The sequence below is a fragment of the Azospirillum tabaci genome, from assembly GCF_014596085.1.
Taxonomy (GTDB): Bacteria; Pseudomonadota; Alphaproteobacteria; order Azospirillales; family Azospirillaceae; genus Azospirillum; species Azospirillum tabaci.
In genome coordinates, this window is the sequence record NZ_JACCJY010000024.1 from 57,228 (window position 1) to 70,787 (window position 13,560).

The 13,560-nt window shown below is 70.0% G+C and carries 13 protein-coding genes and 1 riboswitch; of the genes, 11 read left to right on the forward strand and 2 right to left on the reverse strand.

Annotated elements, in window-relative coordinates; all coding sequences use genetic code 11:
- The first annotated feature begins 101 nt into the window (after positions 1-101).
- Both H0B54_RS20570 and H0B54_RS20575 read left to right on the forward strand, forming a co-directional pair.
- A complete protein-coding gene (locus H0B54_RS20570) occupies positions 102-1,106 on the forward strand; it encodes a formate dehydrogenase subunit gamma (RefSeq protein ID WP_188261879.1) in 1,005 nt (334 codons plus the stop codon).
- A 74-nt stretch (positions 1,107-1,180) separates the two neighbouring features.
- The gene (locus H0B54_RS20575; RefSeq protein WP_188261880.1) at positions 1,181-2,464 is read left to right on the forward strand and encodes an acetylornithine deacetylase/succinyl-diaminopimelate desuccinylase family protein; all 1,284 of its coding nucleotides are present in this window, start codon (positions 1,181-1,183) and stop codon (positions 2,462-2,464) included.
- A 17-nt stretch (positions 2,465-2,481) separates the two neighbouring features.
- On the opposite strand, the gene H0B54_RS20580 is transcribed toward H0B54_RS20575, so the two are convergent.
- Complete coding sequence (locus tag H0B54_RS20580; RefSeq protein ID WP_188261881.1) at positions 2,482-4,206, reverse strand: DUF5672 family protein; 1,725 nt, start codon at positions 4,204-4,206, stop codon at positions 2,482-2,484.
- A gap of 340 nt (positions 4,207-4,546) precedes the next feature.
- A riboswitch (TPP riboswitch) is annotated at positions 4,547-4,676 on the forward strand.
- Positions 4,677-4,752: 76 nt separating this feature from the next.
- Between H0B54_RS20580 and H0B54_RS20585 the strand changes: the two genes are divergently transcribed.
- From H0B54_RS20585 to H0B54_RS20610, 6 genes are read left to right on the forward strand one after another with little or no spacing between them, the layout of a single operon-like run.
- Positions 4,753-5,847 carry a LuxE/PaaK family acyltransferase gene (locus tag H0B54_RS20585; RefSeq protein ID WP_188261882.1) on the forward strand — a complete coding sequence of 365 codons (1,095 nt, stop codon included), beginning with the start codon at positions 4,753-4,755 and terminating at the stop codon, positions 5,845-5,847.
- Positions 5,847-7,295, forward strand: a complete 1,449-nt coding sequence (locus H0B54_RS20590) for an acyl-CoA reductase (RefSeq protein ID WP_188261883.1) — start codon at positions 5,847-5,849, stop codon at positions 7,293-7,295. Before H0B54_RS20585 ends, H0B54_RS20590 begins: the two co-directional genes overlap by 1 nt.
- Before the next feature lie 11 nt (positions 7,296-7,306).
- Entirely contained in the window at positions 7,307-8,077 is a 771-nt protein-coding gene (locus H0B54_RS20595; RefSeq protein WP_188261884.1) for an ABC transporter ATP-binding protein, read from the forward strand.
- The gene (locus H0B54_RS20600) at positions 8,077-8,823 is read left to right on the forward strand and encodes an ABC transporter permease (protein ID WP_188261913.1); all 747 of its coding nucleotides are present in this window, start codon (positions 8,077-8,079) and stop codon (positions 8,821-8,823) included. The genes H0B54_RS20595 and H0B54_RS20600 overlap by 1 nt, the downstream gene beginning before the upstream one ends.
- Before the next feature lie 7 nt (positions 8,824-8,830).
- On the forward strand, positions 8,831-9,808 hold the full coding sequence (locus H0B54_RS20605; RefSeq protein ID WP_188261885.1) for an ABC transporter substrate-binding protein: 978 nt from the start codon (positions 8,831-8,833) through the stop codon (positions 9,806-9,808).
- Between the two features lie 17 nt (positions 9,809-9,825).
- Entirely contained in the window at positions 9,826-10,593 is a 768-nt protein-coding gene (locus H0B54_RS20610) for a 3-oxoacyl-ACP reductase (RefSeq protein WP_188261886.1), read from the forward strand.
- Between the two features lie 121 nt (positions 10,594-10,714).
- Here the strand turns inward: H0B54_RS20610 and H0B54_RS20615 are convergent, their stop codons facing one another.
- Entirely contained in the window at positions 10,715-10,921 is a 207-nt protein-coding gene (locus H0B54_RS20615) for a DUF6494 family protein (protein ID WP_188261887.1), read from the reverse strand.
- Between the two features lie 168 nt (positions 10,922-11,089).
- Between H0B54_RS20615 and H0B54_RS20620 the strand changes: the two genes are divergently transcribed.
- From H0B54_RS20620 to H0B54_RS20630, 3 genes are read left to right on the forward strand one after another with little or no spacing between them, the layout of a single operon-like run.
- Positions 11,090-11,446: a PepSY domain-containing protein gene (locus H0B54_RS20620; protein ID WP_188261888.1), complete on the forward strand. Its 357-nt coding sequence runs from the start codon at positions 11,090-11,092 to the stop codon at positions 11,444-11,446.
- Positions 11,447-11,451: 5 nt separating this feature from the next.
- On the forward strand, positions 11,452-12,111 hold the full coding sequence (locus H0B54_RS20625; RefSeq protein ID WP_188261889.1) for a response regulator: 660 nt from the start codon (positions 11,452-11,454) through the stop codon (positions 12,109-12,111).
- On the forward strand, positions 12,108-13,472 hold the full coding sequence (locus H0B54_RS20630; protein ID WP_188261890.1) for an ATP-binding protein: 1,365 nt from the start codon (positions 12,108-12,110) through the stop codon (positions 13,470-13,472). Before H0B54_RS20625 ends, H0B54_RS20630 begins: the two co-directional genes overlap by 4 nt.
- Positions 13,473-13,560 lie beyond the last annotated feature (88 nt).

Below are 13,560 nucleotides of genomic sequence, written 5' to 3' on the forward strand. Positions count from 1 at the left end.
AAAACTCCCTCCCCCGCCCAGCGGGGGAGGGCCGGGGTGGGGGCAGGCGTCCCCCGATCACGCACCCCGCAAAGCGCATATTTTCTAGGGAAGGACGCGCCATGACGAAGCTCCTGCGCCCCCTGCTGGTCCTGTTCGTTCTGCTGCTCGCCGCCCCGGCGGTGCAGGCGCAGTTCTACCAGACGCCGGGGCCGACCTCGCCGACCTCGAAGGAGGAGGTGCAGCTCTACCAGACGCCGGACGGCAAGCTGTCCGGGCGGGTCAGCATTCCCGACGCGAAGCTGGGCGTCCTGGTCCAGCCGGAGGGGCGGGAATGGCGCGAGTTCCGCATGGTCTGGCTGAAGATCATCGCCGGCGCGCTGATCCTGGGGCCGATCGCGGCGCTGGCGATCTTCTACCTGATCCGCGGCACCATCCGCATCCAGGGCGGCCGGTCGGGGCGTCCGGTGCTGCGCTTCAGCGGCATGGACCGCTTCGCCCACTGGACGACGGCGGTCAGCTTCCTGCTGATGGCGCTGACCGGGCTGATCCTGACCTTCGGGCGCATGCTGCTGATCCCGCTGATCGGCCATCCGAACTTCACGATGCTGGCCGAGGCCAGCAAGTACATGCACAATTTCTTCAGCGTGCCCTTCGTCCTCGGGCTGCTGATGATCTTCGTGCTGTGGGTGCGCGACAACATTCCGGAGAAGGCCGATCTCGTCTGGCTGAAGACGCTCGGCGGCGTGCTGAACAAATCCGGCGAGCATCCGGAGGCCGGGCGCTTCAACGCCGGCCAGAAGGGCGTCTTCTGGGCGGTGGTGTTCGGCGGCTTCGCGCTGTCGCTCACCGGCTTCCTGCTGATGATGCCCTTCGCGGTCACCGGGATCGGCGGCATGCAGATCCTCCATGTGGCGCACGGGGTGGTGGCCGCGCTGATGATCGCGCTGATCATCGGGCACATCTACATCGGCACCATCGGCATGGAGGGCGCCTTCGACGCCATGGGCAGCGGTGTCGTGGACGAGAACTGGGCCAAGGACCATCACCGCCGCTGGTACGAGGAGCAGCTCCGCAACGGACGGGCCAACGAGGACGAGCGGCTGCGGCATCATGCGGCGGAGTGAGGCGCGGAACCTCTCGACAGGCGCGCCGGCATGACCGATCCTTCCGCGCAACGAATTGTGCGTAGGGGGGATGCATGCCGCTCGACCACCGGGAGTCGCTGTTCCGCCGGATCGCGGAGCGGCGCGACGAGCTTGTTGCGCTGACCCGCGACCTGATCCGCATCCCCACCGTGAACCCGCCCGGCGACGTCTACACTGACTGCGCGGAGTTCCTCGGGCGGCGGCTGGCCGGGCGCGGCTTCGCCGTGGAGTATGTGCGGGCGGACGGGGCGCCCGGCGACAGCGACCGCTACCCGCGCACCAACGTCGTTGCGCGGATCGAAGGGCGCGCGCCCGGCCCCTGCGTGCATTTCAACGGCCACATCGACGTGGTGCCCGCCGGCCAGGGCTGGACGGTCGATCCCTTCGAAGGCGTGGTGAAGGACGGGCGCGTCTACGGCCGCGGCGCCTGCGACATGAAGGGCGGGATCGCCGCCTCCATCATCGCCGTGGAAGCCATCCTGGAGGCGGGCATTCCCTTCCCCGGCGCGCTGGAGATCTCCGGCACCGTGGACGAGGAATCGGGCGGCTATGGCGGGGTCGGGCACCTCGCCACGCTCGGCTACTTTTCCCGCCCGCGGGTCGATCACGTCATCATCCCGGAGCCGCTGAACGTGGACCGGGTGTGCATCGGCCACCGCGGAGTCTGGTGGGCGGAGATCGAGACGAAGGGCCGCGTCGCCCACGGCTCCATGCCCTTCCTCGGCAACTGCGCGGTGCGCCACATGGGCGCCGTGCTGCACCGGATCGAGACGGAGCTGATCCCCCGGCTGGCCGCCAAGCGCACCGCCATGCCGGTGGTCCCGGAGGGGGCGCGGCAGTCCACCCTGAACATCAACGCCATCCATGGCGGCCAGCCGGAGGATCACGGCGGCTTGCCCAGCCCGATGGTGCCCGACCGCTGCCGCATGGTCATCGACCGCCGCTACCTGATCGAGGAGGACCCGGAGGAGGTGCGGGCGGAGGTCACCGGCATTCTGGAGGATCTGCGCCGCGAGCGCCCCGGCTTCGACTACGAGCTGCGCGAGGTGCTGGCCTTCCTGCCCACCCTGACCGACACCGACGCGCCGGTGGTGCGGGCGGTGGGGGCGGCCATCGAGACGGTGCTGGGCCGTCCGGCGGCGCAGGTGGTGTCGCCCGGCACCTACGACCAGAAGCACATCGCGCGGGTCGGGCATCTCAAGGACTGCATCGCCTACGGCCCCGGCATCCTCGACCTCGCCCACCAGCCGGACGAGTATGTGGGCATCGACGACATGGTCCATTCCGCGCAGGTTATGGCGATGGCCGCCCTGGCGCTGCTGCGGCGGGAGGTCTAGGGGAAAAAACGCCGCTCTTACTTCCAGGTGACCCGGCCGCCGACCTCCTCGGCGATGAAGTCCGCCCAGCGTTTGCGTTCGCCCAGAAGGTTCGCCGGGAAATAGTCGTTCAGCTCCACGGACTGCCAGCGGTAGCCGGGACGCTTGAAGATGTCGCTGCCTTCCGCCAGGAAGCGGGGCACGTCAATGCCGTCAAGGATGTCGTCGCGGTTCAGCTCCTGGTGCGAGAAGCTCTGGATCTTGTGCCGGATGGTGGCGTCGTCACCGATGTAGGAGAAATGCCAGCCCGCGTGGGGCAGGATGTCCACATAGGGCGGACGCGTCTCGGGGGTGTAGCGGTCCAGCGTGCCGCGGCTTTCGCGGATCTGCTGCGGCGTGGTCATCCGAGCCATCAGCCCGCGGACGGCGACGGGGAAGACCGAGAAATTCTCGCCTTCCACGTTCATGAAGTTGACCTTGAAGTAGAACAGCGGCACGCGGAACCCGGCGATCATCGCCGAACTGTCGCGCAGCGACGCGACCGACCGCGCGCGCAGGATCTCGTCCACGTCCGAAACGATGACGATGTCGTCCGGCTCCACCTTGTCCAGCCCGAGCGCGATGGCGTTCCGCTGCGCCCGCTCGCGCACCCAGGGATTGTCGGTTTCCGGGAAGTCGGGGGCGACGACCAGCTTCACCTTGTCCAGGAAGGGCAGGAAGCGATGGCGTTCCTCCATGAAGTGCAGCGGCTTCGGCGCGCCGGCGAAGGTCTGCTTGGCCTCGACGATCACGAACTGGTCGACCGTGTCGTACAGCTCGCGGAAGCGCAGCTCCAGAAGGTCGAGTTCGTTGTGGAAGGTGAAGCAGTCGTAGATTTTCGGCTGGCGGCGCTGCGGCGCGGCCACCGCCGGCCAGCGCGACCCCGGCGCCGCCGTCGTCTGCACGGCGTCGGCCAGGGCCAGCGCATAATCCCGCGCGGCACCGGCCGTCCATTCGGTGATCTGGGAGCGCAGGAACGTCTCGTCCCGCCGCGCCACCAGCTTGCGGACCATGGAGGCGAAGGGGGCCTTGCGTCCGGACAGCGCGAGGCTGGTCATCAGGTCCGTGTACTCCCGCCTGTCGAGGAGCGGGCCGTCCATCACCTCGATCCGCTCCTCCAGCGCGCGGTCCCCCAGCACCTTGCCGAAGTTGAACAGGCCGTGGAAGCCGAAGGCCGGTCCCGGCACCGGCGTCCGCTCGAAGGCGAAGCGGTCGGCCACGGCCTCCGGGGCGAAGCGGATGCCGGCCTTCTCCAGCGCCGGGCGCTCGGTCCGGCAGATGACGTGATCCTCGGGAATGCCGGCCTCGAAGGGCAGGTCGCGCAGCCGGTCGAGCAGGGCGGCGGAGCGCAGGGAGAAGCCGCCGTTCCCCACCGTCATGCCGTCCTGGTACCAGCCCCAGCGGGCGCCGATGTAGTCGAAGGCGCGGAACTCCTCCGTCCAGGCCTGCGGATCGGCGACGAAGCCGTCCCACTGCGCGATCAGGACATGGCCGGTCGATACGAGCCGGCGCAGGCGGACGTTGATCGTGTCCGAATAGTCGTCGATGTCATGGATCGGGGCGATGCGGTGGAAATCGACGCCGGGAATCTTCGGATCGCGGTCGGAGAGCAGCAGGACGCTGGAGAAGCGGCAGGCGGCGATGCTGTCCCGGATGGCCATCTCGACCAGGGCGTGGTTCGCCGTGTCGGCGAACACCAGCGTGCAGTCCTCGATCCTCACCATGCCGTTCCCCGTTCTGCCGCCGGCTTCAGCCGCCCGCGGGCGCGGATCCTATCACGGCGGTTGTGGGGCTGCCACGGGCGGAGCGCCGGTCCTCCTTTGACGGGCGGGGGCGTCGCATTCGACGTCAAATCCCTCTCCCGTCCCGGGAGAGGGGGCCCGCGAAGCGGGCGGGTGAGGGTTATGCAAGGATCAAGGCGCTGATTCTCGGCGGTACCCTCACCCTTCCCACGCTTCGCGTGGGCCCCTTCCCTCTCCCGGGACGGGAGAGGGGCTCCAAAGGCAATGCCTCCGTTCGTTAGCCCGACCTCCTTGACGGGCGGGGGCCGGTCCCTTAGCTTGCGAATGTTCCCTGGGGGGCCTTGCTAGGAGGCTGAGACTCCGCCGGTCCGGCGCTTTCATCCGGACAACGCGGTGACCCATCGAACCTGATCCGGGTCATACCGGCGTAGGGACGGGACTGAAGGGCGGCACGGCGTACCCCCATTCCATCCAGACACCGCTTGTCCCGGCAACAGTTTGTTGGCGCTGCAAAAGGTGTGTGCGGACGTGACCGAAGCCCGACTTGTCGAAGACCTGCTGGCCTTCATCGCCGCCGGAGAGGCGGACGAGGAGGCGTTCAACCGCATGGCGCTGGCCGTCTTCGCCCACCAGTTCGAGACCAACGCCCCCTACCGCCGCTTCGCCACCCAGCGGGCGCGCACCCTGCGCACGGTGAAGAGCTGGCGCGACGTGCCCGCCGTGCCGATCAGCGCCTTCAAGGACCTGACGCTGAGCGGACGCCCGCCGGAGGAATGCCCGTACGTCTTCATGACCAGCGGCACCACCAAGGGGGTGCGGGGCAAGAGCCACCATCCGACGCTGGCGGTCTACGACCGCTCCATGACCGTCAATTTCCGACGCCGCTTCATGGCCAATCCTTACGGGGGTGACTTCGAGCGGCTGCGCATGGGCATCCTGTTCCCGACCGAGCAGGCGATGCCCAACTCCTCGCTCGCCCATTATCTGGCGCTGGCCAGGAGCGAGTTCGGGACGGCGGAGAGCCGCTATTTCGTCTCCGACGCCGGGCTGGACGTGGACGGGGCGATCGAGGCGCTGTCCCGCGCCGAGGAAACCGGCGAACCCTACGCCCTGCTGGGGGCGAGCTTCAGCGTCGTGCATCTGATGGACGCGCTGGCCGAGCGGGGGAGGAGCTTCGCCCTGCCGGCGGGCAGCCGCATCCTCGACACCGGCGGCTTCAAGGGCCAGTCGCGCGAGATGGCGGCGGAGGAATTCTACAGCCGCCTGTCCGCGACCTTCGGCGTGCCGCGCCGGCTGTGCATCAACATGTACGGCATGACCGAGCTGAGCACCCAGTTCTACGACGACGGCAACGAGACCTGCCCGTCGGTGAAGTCCGGCCCGCACTGGATCCGCAGCCGGGTCATCAACCCGCTGACCGGCCAGGAGGTGCCGCGCGGCAGCGTCGGCGTGCTCGTCCATCACGATCTGGCCCATTTCAACTGCGCCTCCGCCATCCTGACCGAGGACGCGGGGGTGGAGGTGGAGGGCGGTTTCCAGCTTCTCGGCCGGGCCGACGGCGCGGACGCCAAGGGCTGCTCCATGGCGGTCGAGGACTTCCTCAAAGCGGCGCGGGCCTCCTGATGGAGCGCGCCGGGCATCTGCCGGGGCTGTCCGCCGACGCGGTGGACTGGCGGACGCTGACCTTCCGGCGCGGCGCCGAGACGCTCGACGTGGCGGTGCCGGTGCTGAGCGAGGCGCAGATCGCTGAATTGGCAACGCGGGTGCGGACGAACGCGCGGACTTACCTGAGAAGCCGCACGGTCGCGGAGATCGCCGCCACCATCGACCGCGCCGTCGCCCGGCTGCTCGATCGCGACGACCCGTGGCGGCAAAAGGCGGAACGGCTTCTGCCGCTGGTCACCGGCTACGACGCGGAGATGGTCCGGCTGGGGCTGACCGGCTATCTGAAGACCTTCCGCGGGCCGGAGCTTCGGAAATTCATCGCCGAGGATTTCGCCAACCCGGCGGTGCTCGACGATTTCCAGCCCATGCCCAAGGGCGGCTTCGCCCGCGCCTTCGGGCCGGAGCTTCTGCTGCACGTCTGGGCGGGCAACGTGCCGGGCCTGCCGCTGTGGAGCCTGATCTCCGGCCTGCTGGTGAAGGCCGGCACGGTCGGCAAGCTGCCGAGCGCCGAGCCGCTGTTCGCCGGCTGGTTCGCGCAGATTTTGGCGGAGATCGACCCGGAACTGGCCGGCTGCATCGCCATCGTCTGGTGGAAGGGCGGCGACGAGGCGGCGGAGCGCGCGTGGCTGGGCCGCGCCGACACGGTGGTCGCCTATGGCGGCAACGACGCGCTGGAGGCCATCCGGGCGCGGGTGCCGATCACCACGCGCTTCCTGCCCTACGGGCACAAGATCAGCTTCGGCATGGTCGCCCGCTCCGCGCTCGACGCCGGGAAGGCGGGGGCGGCGGCGCGGCAGGCGGCCTACGACGTGGCGCGCTACGACCAGCAGGGCTGCTACTCGCCGCAGACTTTCTTCGTGGAGCGCGGCGGGCGGGTGTCGCCGCGCGAGTTCGCCGGCTATCTGGCGCACGAGCTGGGCGCCCTCGGCAGCAAATTCCCGCGCCGCCCGCTGTCGATGGGCGAGGCGGGCAGCGTCGCGTCCTGGCGCAACGCGGAGGAGACGAAGGGCTTTGCCGACCCCAGCCGCGCCCTGCTGGGCGATCCGGCGGGAAGCTGGGCCGTCGCCTACACCGACGCCGCGGACGGCCTGAGCCCTTGCGGGCTGAACCGCACGGTGACGGTGGTGGCGGTGGACCGGCTGGCCGACGCGGTGCCGGGGCTGGCGCCCTACCGGGCTTTCCTCCAGACCGTGGGCATCGCCGCCGCGCCGGAGGAACTGTTCGCGCTGGCCGGGGCGCTGGGGGCGGTCGGAGCGACGCGCCTCTGCGCGCTCGGCCGCATGACCGCGCCGGAGGCGGGCTGGCACCATGACGGGCGGTTCAACCTGCTGGACCTCGTCACCATGACCGAGATCGAAGGCTCGGCGGAACGGGCGGCGGAATCCTTCGCCCCCTACACGGATTGAGGCGCCCGGCCATGAGCTTCGTCAGCATCGAACAGGCCGGCTACGGCGTCCCGAGCGGCGGCACCATCCTGGACCGCATCGACTGGACCATCGGGGAAGGCGAGTTCCACGCGCTGGTCGGGCGCAGCGGCTGCGGCAAGACGACCCTGCTGAAGCTGGTCGCCGGGCTGCTCGCCCCCTCGACCGGAGCCGTCCGCATCCAGGGGGAGCCGGTGCGGGGGCCGGGCGCCCAGGTCGGCTTCGTCTTCCAGGCGCCGACGCTTCTGGACTGGCGGACGGTGCTCGACAACCTGCTGCTTCCGGTGTCGCTGAAGCGCCGCCCGCAGCCGGCGGACCGCCGCAAGGCGGAGGAGTTGCTGGACCTCGTCGGCCTGTCCGGACTCGAAGGGCGTTACCCCAGCCAACTGTCCGGCGGGCAGCAGAGCCGCGTCGCGCTGGCCCGCGCGCTGGTCACCGAGCCGCCGCTGCTCCTGCTCGACGAGCCCTTCGCCGCGCTCGACGCCATCACGCGGGAGGAGTTGCAGGACGACCTGCTGAAACTCTGCGCCCGGCACCGCACCACCGTGCTGTTCGTCACCCACGACATCGCGGAGGCGGTCTATCTGGCCGACCGGGTGGCGGTGATGGAGGGCGGGCACCTGCGCCATGCCCTGCCGGTGCCGTTGGCCCGCCCGCGCGGGCGCGACGTGCGCTACAGCCCCCGTTTCAACGCCCTGTGCCTGGAGCTGCGCCACGCCATGGACGGCGCGGACTCCGGCGTGGCGCTGGAGCGCGCGTCGTGATGGTGCGCCTCGCCTCGGCCCTGTTGCTCGTCCTGCTGCTGGCGGGGTGGGAGGTCTATTGCCGGGTGGCGGGGGTGTCGGCGCTGGTCGTGCCGCTGCCCTCGGCGGTGCTGCGCACGCTGTGGGACGGGCTGGCCGGCGGCTATCTGCTGCCGCATCTCTGGGTCACCACGGCGGAGATGGCGATGGGCCTCGCCGCCGGCTGCACCGTCGGCTTCCTCGCCGGGGTGCTGCTGGCCGAGGTGCCGGTGCTGCGCCGCCTGTTCTACCCCTACATCCTCGCCAGCCAGGTGGTGCCGAAGCTGGCGCTGGGGCCGCTGTTCATCGTCTGGTTCGGCTTCGGCACGACCTCCACCGTCGTCATCACGGCGCTGATCTGCTTCTTCCCGCTGCTGGAAAACACCATGACCGGCCTCCAGCAGGTCGATCCCAACAAGCGGGAGCTGTTCCGGATGCTGCGGGCGACGCGCCTGCAGACCCTGCTGCGCCTCAAGATTCCCTCCGGCCTGCCGGTGATCCTGGCGGGCCTGCGCGTCGCCGTGGTGCTGGCGCTGGTCGGCGCCGTCGTCGGCGAGTTCATTGGCGGCCGGCAGGGGCTGGGCGCCTCGATCATCGCGGCGCAGGGGATGATGGATTCGACCATGATGTTCGCCCTGTTCATCGTCATCACGGTGCTGGGCATGATCGTTTATCAGGCCGCCGCCGGGCTTGAGCGGTGGCTGCTGCGCCGTCCGTGGAAAGGATAATCACACGATGTTCGGGTTCCTGCGCACCCTGGGTGCCGTCGCCGTTTCCGCCCTGCTCCTGTCTTCTCCCGCGCTGGCGCTCGACAAGGTGACCGTGGCGGGCTGGAGCCAGCCGATCAGCGAGATCACCAACCTGCTGGCCGAGCCGGACAAGGGCTTCTTCAAGGCCAAGGGGATCGATCTCGGTTATGTGCCGGGGACCGGCGGCGGCTCGGCCATCCAGAACATGCTGACCGGTCAGGCCGACGTGGCCTTCACCGACCCGGCCTCCTTCTACCTTGCGCTCGACAAGGGCGAGAAGCTGATCGCCATCTACAACATCTACCCGCAGAACGTCTTCAACGTGGTGTCGCCGAAGGAGCGCAACATCACCAAGCCCGAAGACCTCAAGGGGAAGCGCATCGGCGTCTACAGCCTGTCCAGCGGCACGCGCCAGAACCTTCAGGTGCTGCTGCATCAGGTGGGGCTGAGCGAGAAGGATGTGACCATCGAGGTGACCGGCCTGCTGAACTTCGCCCCCGTCATCCAGGGTCAGGTGGACGCCACCGCGGCGACCGACACCGGCCTGTATGTCGGGATGCAGAAGGGGCTGAAGGACATCAACGTCATCGAGGTCAAGGATACGCTCAACCTGCCCTCCGACATCTTCGTGGTGACGGAGGAGACTTACCGCACGAAGAAGGACGTTCTGAAGCGCTTCCTCGCCGCCTACCGCGACAGCGCCGCCTGGATGATCGCCGAGCCGGAGGAAGCCGCCCGCCTCGCCGTGACCCGCGCCATCAACGGCCGTGACGAGGCCACCAACCTCGCCATCATCAAGCTGCGCAACGAATCCAGCGTGTCGGAGACGACCAAGGCCAAGGGCCTCGGCCACTTCGATCCGGCGCTGATGCAGAAGGGCGCCGACACCTTCAAGCAGCTGGGCCTGATCGGGACGGACCTCGACATGGGTAAGCTGGTCCAGTCGGATCTGATCCCCGAGTAAGGAAGGCGGGCCGGGCCATGGATTTCCGCGACAAGACCGTCCTCGTCACCGGCGCCAGCCGCGGCATCGGCGCCGCCATCGCCAAGGCCTTCGCGGCGGAGGGGGCGGCGGTCGCCGTCAACTACCTCCAGAATGCGGACGCCGCGGAGGCGGTGGCGGCGGCCTGCCGGGAGGCCGGGGGCGACGCCTGGGCGGTGCAGGCCGACGTGACCGACTCCGACGCGGTGGCGCGCATGGTGGAGCGCACGGCGGAGGAATTCGGCAAGATCGACGTGGTGGTGAACAACGCCTTCCGCCCCTACGCCTTCGACCCCGAGAAGCGCAAGCTGTTCTGGGACACCGAGTGGGCGGACTACCGGGGGCAGGTGGATGGGGCGCTGCTCGGCACCTACAACGTCTGCCGGGCGGTGCTGCCGGTGATGCGGCGGCGGCCGGGCGGCAGCATCGTGAACATGGCGACCGACCTCGTGGCCCGGCCCACCGTGCCCTATCACGACTACACGACGGCCAAGGCGGCGCTGGTCGGATTCAGCCGCAATCTGGCGGCCGAGCTGGGTCCGCTGGGCATCCGCGTCAATTGCGTGGCGCCGGGGCTGGTCTATCCCACCGACGCCAGCCGGGCGACGAAGGAGGACGTGAAGGACGCCATCGTGGCCCAGACCCCCCTGCGCCGCATCGCCACGCCGGAGGACGTGACCGGCCCGGTTCTGTTCCTGGCCTCAGGCTGGAGCCGCTTCATGACCGGGCAGGTGCTGTATGTGGATGGCGGGTTGGTGATGGGGTGACCCTTGCCCCCACCCCAACCCTCCCCCGCTGCGCAGGGGAGGGGGATTCTGGCCCTCCCCTGCGCAGCGGGGGAGGGAGGGACCCGCGAAGCGGGAGGGTGGGGGCAACCGGTGCCGACGCTTACTCCAACGCAATCTCCCCCTTGATCTCATGCTCCAGCCCGATGGCCTCGATGGTCAGCACGACGCGGGCCTGGAGCGTCTCGTTGCCCTTCAGCTTTCCGGCTTCCATCGCTTCGGTCACGGCGCGCTCGATCTCGCGCTGCGAGGTGACGCCGACGACCTTCAGGTACTTCCGGATGCCCATGTTGAAGGTGTCGTGGTCCATGATGCTCCTCCCTCTCTGATCGCTCCCGAAGACAACCGTCGCGGCAACGCTTTGTCCCGCGTCCCTGTCGCCACCCGCCGGCCATGGGCGCCGGTTGCGGCCCATTCAGGTGCCGTTCAGGCGGCTTTGTGTTAACTGGGAACGTCCATTCGCCCGCCGGTTCCGACCATGATCGCCGCCCGCGCCGTCCTGCTGTCCCTGATCCTCCTCGGCGCCGCCCTCCCTGGCGCCACTCTGCCGGCGGGCGCCGACGACGACCGCGACCATGAGCGGGCGCGGGAGGCGTTCCGTTCGGGCCGGGCGCTGCCGCTGGAGGCCATCCTGGCCCGCGCGCAGGCCGATTTCCCCGGTGACATCCTGGACGTCGAGTTCGAGGATGAGGACGGTCGGATCGTCTACGAGATCAAGACCATCACCGCCGAAGGCCGCGTCCTGAAGCTGAAGTACGACGCCGCCACCGGCGACCTGCTGCGGGTGCGCGGGCGCAACGGGAAAGGGGAGGGCGGCCATCATGGGAAGAGGTGAGCGCCATGCGCCTGCTCGTCGTCGAGGATGATCCGGCGCTCGCCCGCCAGCTCGCCGAACGGCTGGAGGGCGAGGGCTACGCGGTGGACCGCGCCGCCGATGGCGAGGAGGGGCAGTTCCTCGGCGAGACCGAGCCTTACGACGCCATCGTGCTGGACCTCGGCCTGCCACGGGTGGACGGGCTGACGGTGCTGCGCTCCTGGCGCGCGCAGGGGATCACGGCACCGGTCATCATCCTGACCGCCCGCGGCGCCTGGACGGAGAAAGTCCAGGGCATCGACGCCGGGGCCGACGACTATCTGGCGAAGCCCTTCAGCATGGAGGAGCTGCTGGCCCGCATCCGCGCGCTGATCCGCCGCTCCAAGGGCCACGCCTCGGCGGAGATCGCCTGCGGCGGGGTGGTGCTGGACACCCGCTCGGGTCGGGTCACGCTGGACGGGCGGCCGGTCGACCTGACCGGGCACGAGTTCCGCGTGTTCGATTACCTGATGCACCGCAAGGGCCAGCTCGTCTCGCGCACGGAGCTGACCGAGCACATCTACGCCCAGGATTTCGACCGCGATTCCAACACCATCGAGGTCTTCGTCGGCCGTCTGCGCCGCAAGCTGGGCGCCGACCTGATCAAGACCGTGCGCGGGCTCGGCTACAAGCTGGAGGCGCCGTGACCGGCCCTGTCCACGGTGGGCGGCGGCTGACCGGGTCGCTGCGCTTCCGCCTGCTGGCCGGGGCGGCGGTGTGGATCGCGCTAGCCCTGGCTCTGGCCGGGCTGGTGCTGTCCGGCCTGTTCCGCGACCATGTGGCCCGCCGCTTCGAGGCGGAGCTGACCAACCATCTCGACCAGCTCGCCGCGCTGATCGAACTGGGGGCGGACGGCGCGCCGGTGCTGCGCCAGCCGCTCAGCGACCCGCGCTTCCGCCGGCCGCTGTCGGGGCTGTATTGGCAGGTGGGGCCGGGGGAGGCGCCCGTCCTGCGCTCCCGCTCGCTGTGGGACGAGGCGCTGCCCCTGCCGCCGGACGAGGTCGCGGACGGCGACATCCACCGCCACAGCGTCGTCGGCCCCGCCGGGCGTCAATTGTCGGTGCTGGAACGCGCCGTGACCTTCCCGAACGGGACGGCGCCCCTGCGCATGGCGGTGGCGCAGGACGAGGCGGAACTGCGGGCGGTGGTGGCTGACTTCAACCGGGTGCTCTGGCTGTCGCTGGGGGCGCTGGCGCTGGCGCTGATCGCCGCGGCGGTGGTCCAGGTGTCGGTGGGGCTGCGCCCGCTGGTGCGGCTGCGCGCCGAGCTGGCCGCGGTGCGGGCTGGACGCAGCAAGCGTTTCGGCGGCGACTTTCCGCGCGAGGTGCAGCCGCTGCTCGACGACCTGAACGCCCTGCTGGACCATTCGGAGGAGGTCGTGGTGCGGGCGCGGCTCCAGGCCGGGAACCTCGCTCACGCGCTGAAGACGAACCTTGCCGTGCTGGCGAACGAGGCGGAGGGGGAGGCCGTCGCCCGGCGGGTGGCGGAGATGCGCCGCCACATCGACCACCACATGGCCCGCGCCCGCGCCGCCGCCGCCCGCGGCCTGCCCGGCGTCGCCACCCCGGTGGCCGACAGCGCCGGGGCGCTGGCGCGGGTGATGGAGAAGCTCCAGGGTGGGGGCCAGAGTGGGGGACGGGTGACGGTCACCGTCCGCGCCCCGCGCGAGCATGTCTTCGCCGGGGAGCGCGAGGATCTCGACGAGATGCTGGGCAACCTGATGGACAACGCCATGAAGTGGGCGGGGTCGCGGGTGGAGGTCGCGTCGCGGCTGGAGGCGGGCGGGATGCTGGCGGTGGTGGTCGAGGACGACGGGCCGGGCCTGCCCGCCGACCGGCGCGATGCCGTGCTGGCCCCCGGCGTGCGGCTGGACGAAAGCACGCCGGGCAGCGGCCTCGGCCTTGCCGTCGTGCGCGACGTGGCGCGGCTCTACGGTGGCGACCTGCGTCTGGGCGATTCGCCGCTCGGCGGGTTGCGGGTGGAGCTGGTGCTGCCGGCGGCGTCCTGACCGGCGCAAGAATTCCGTCACATCTCCGCGCTGGCGGCGGACCGTCCCTTGTGGTCTGAATGGCGTCCCTTCGCGTGCTCCGGAGACG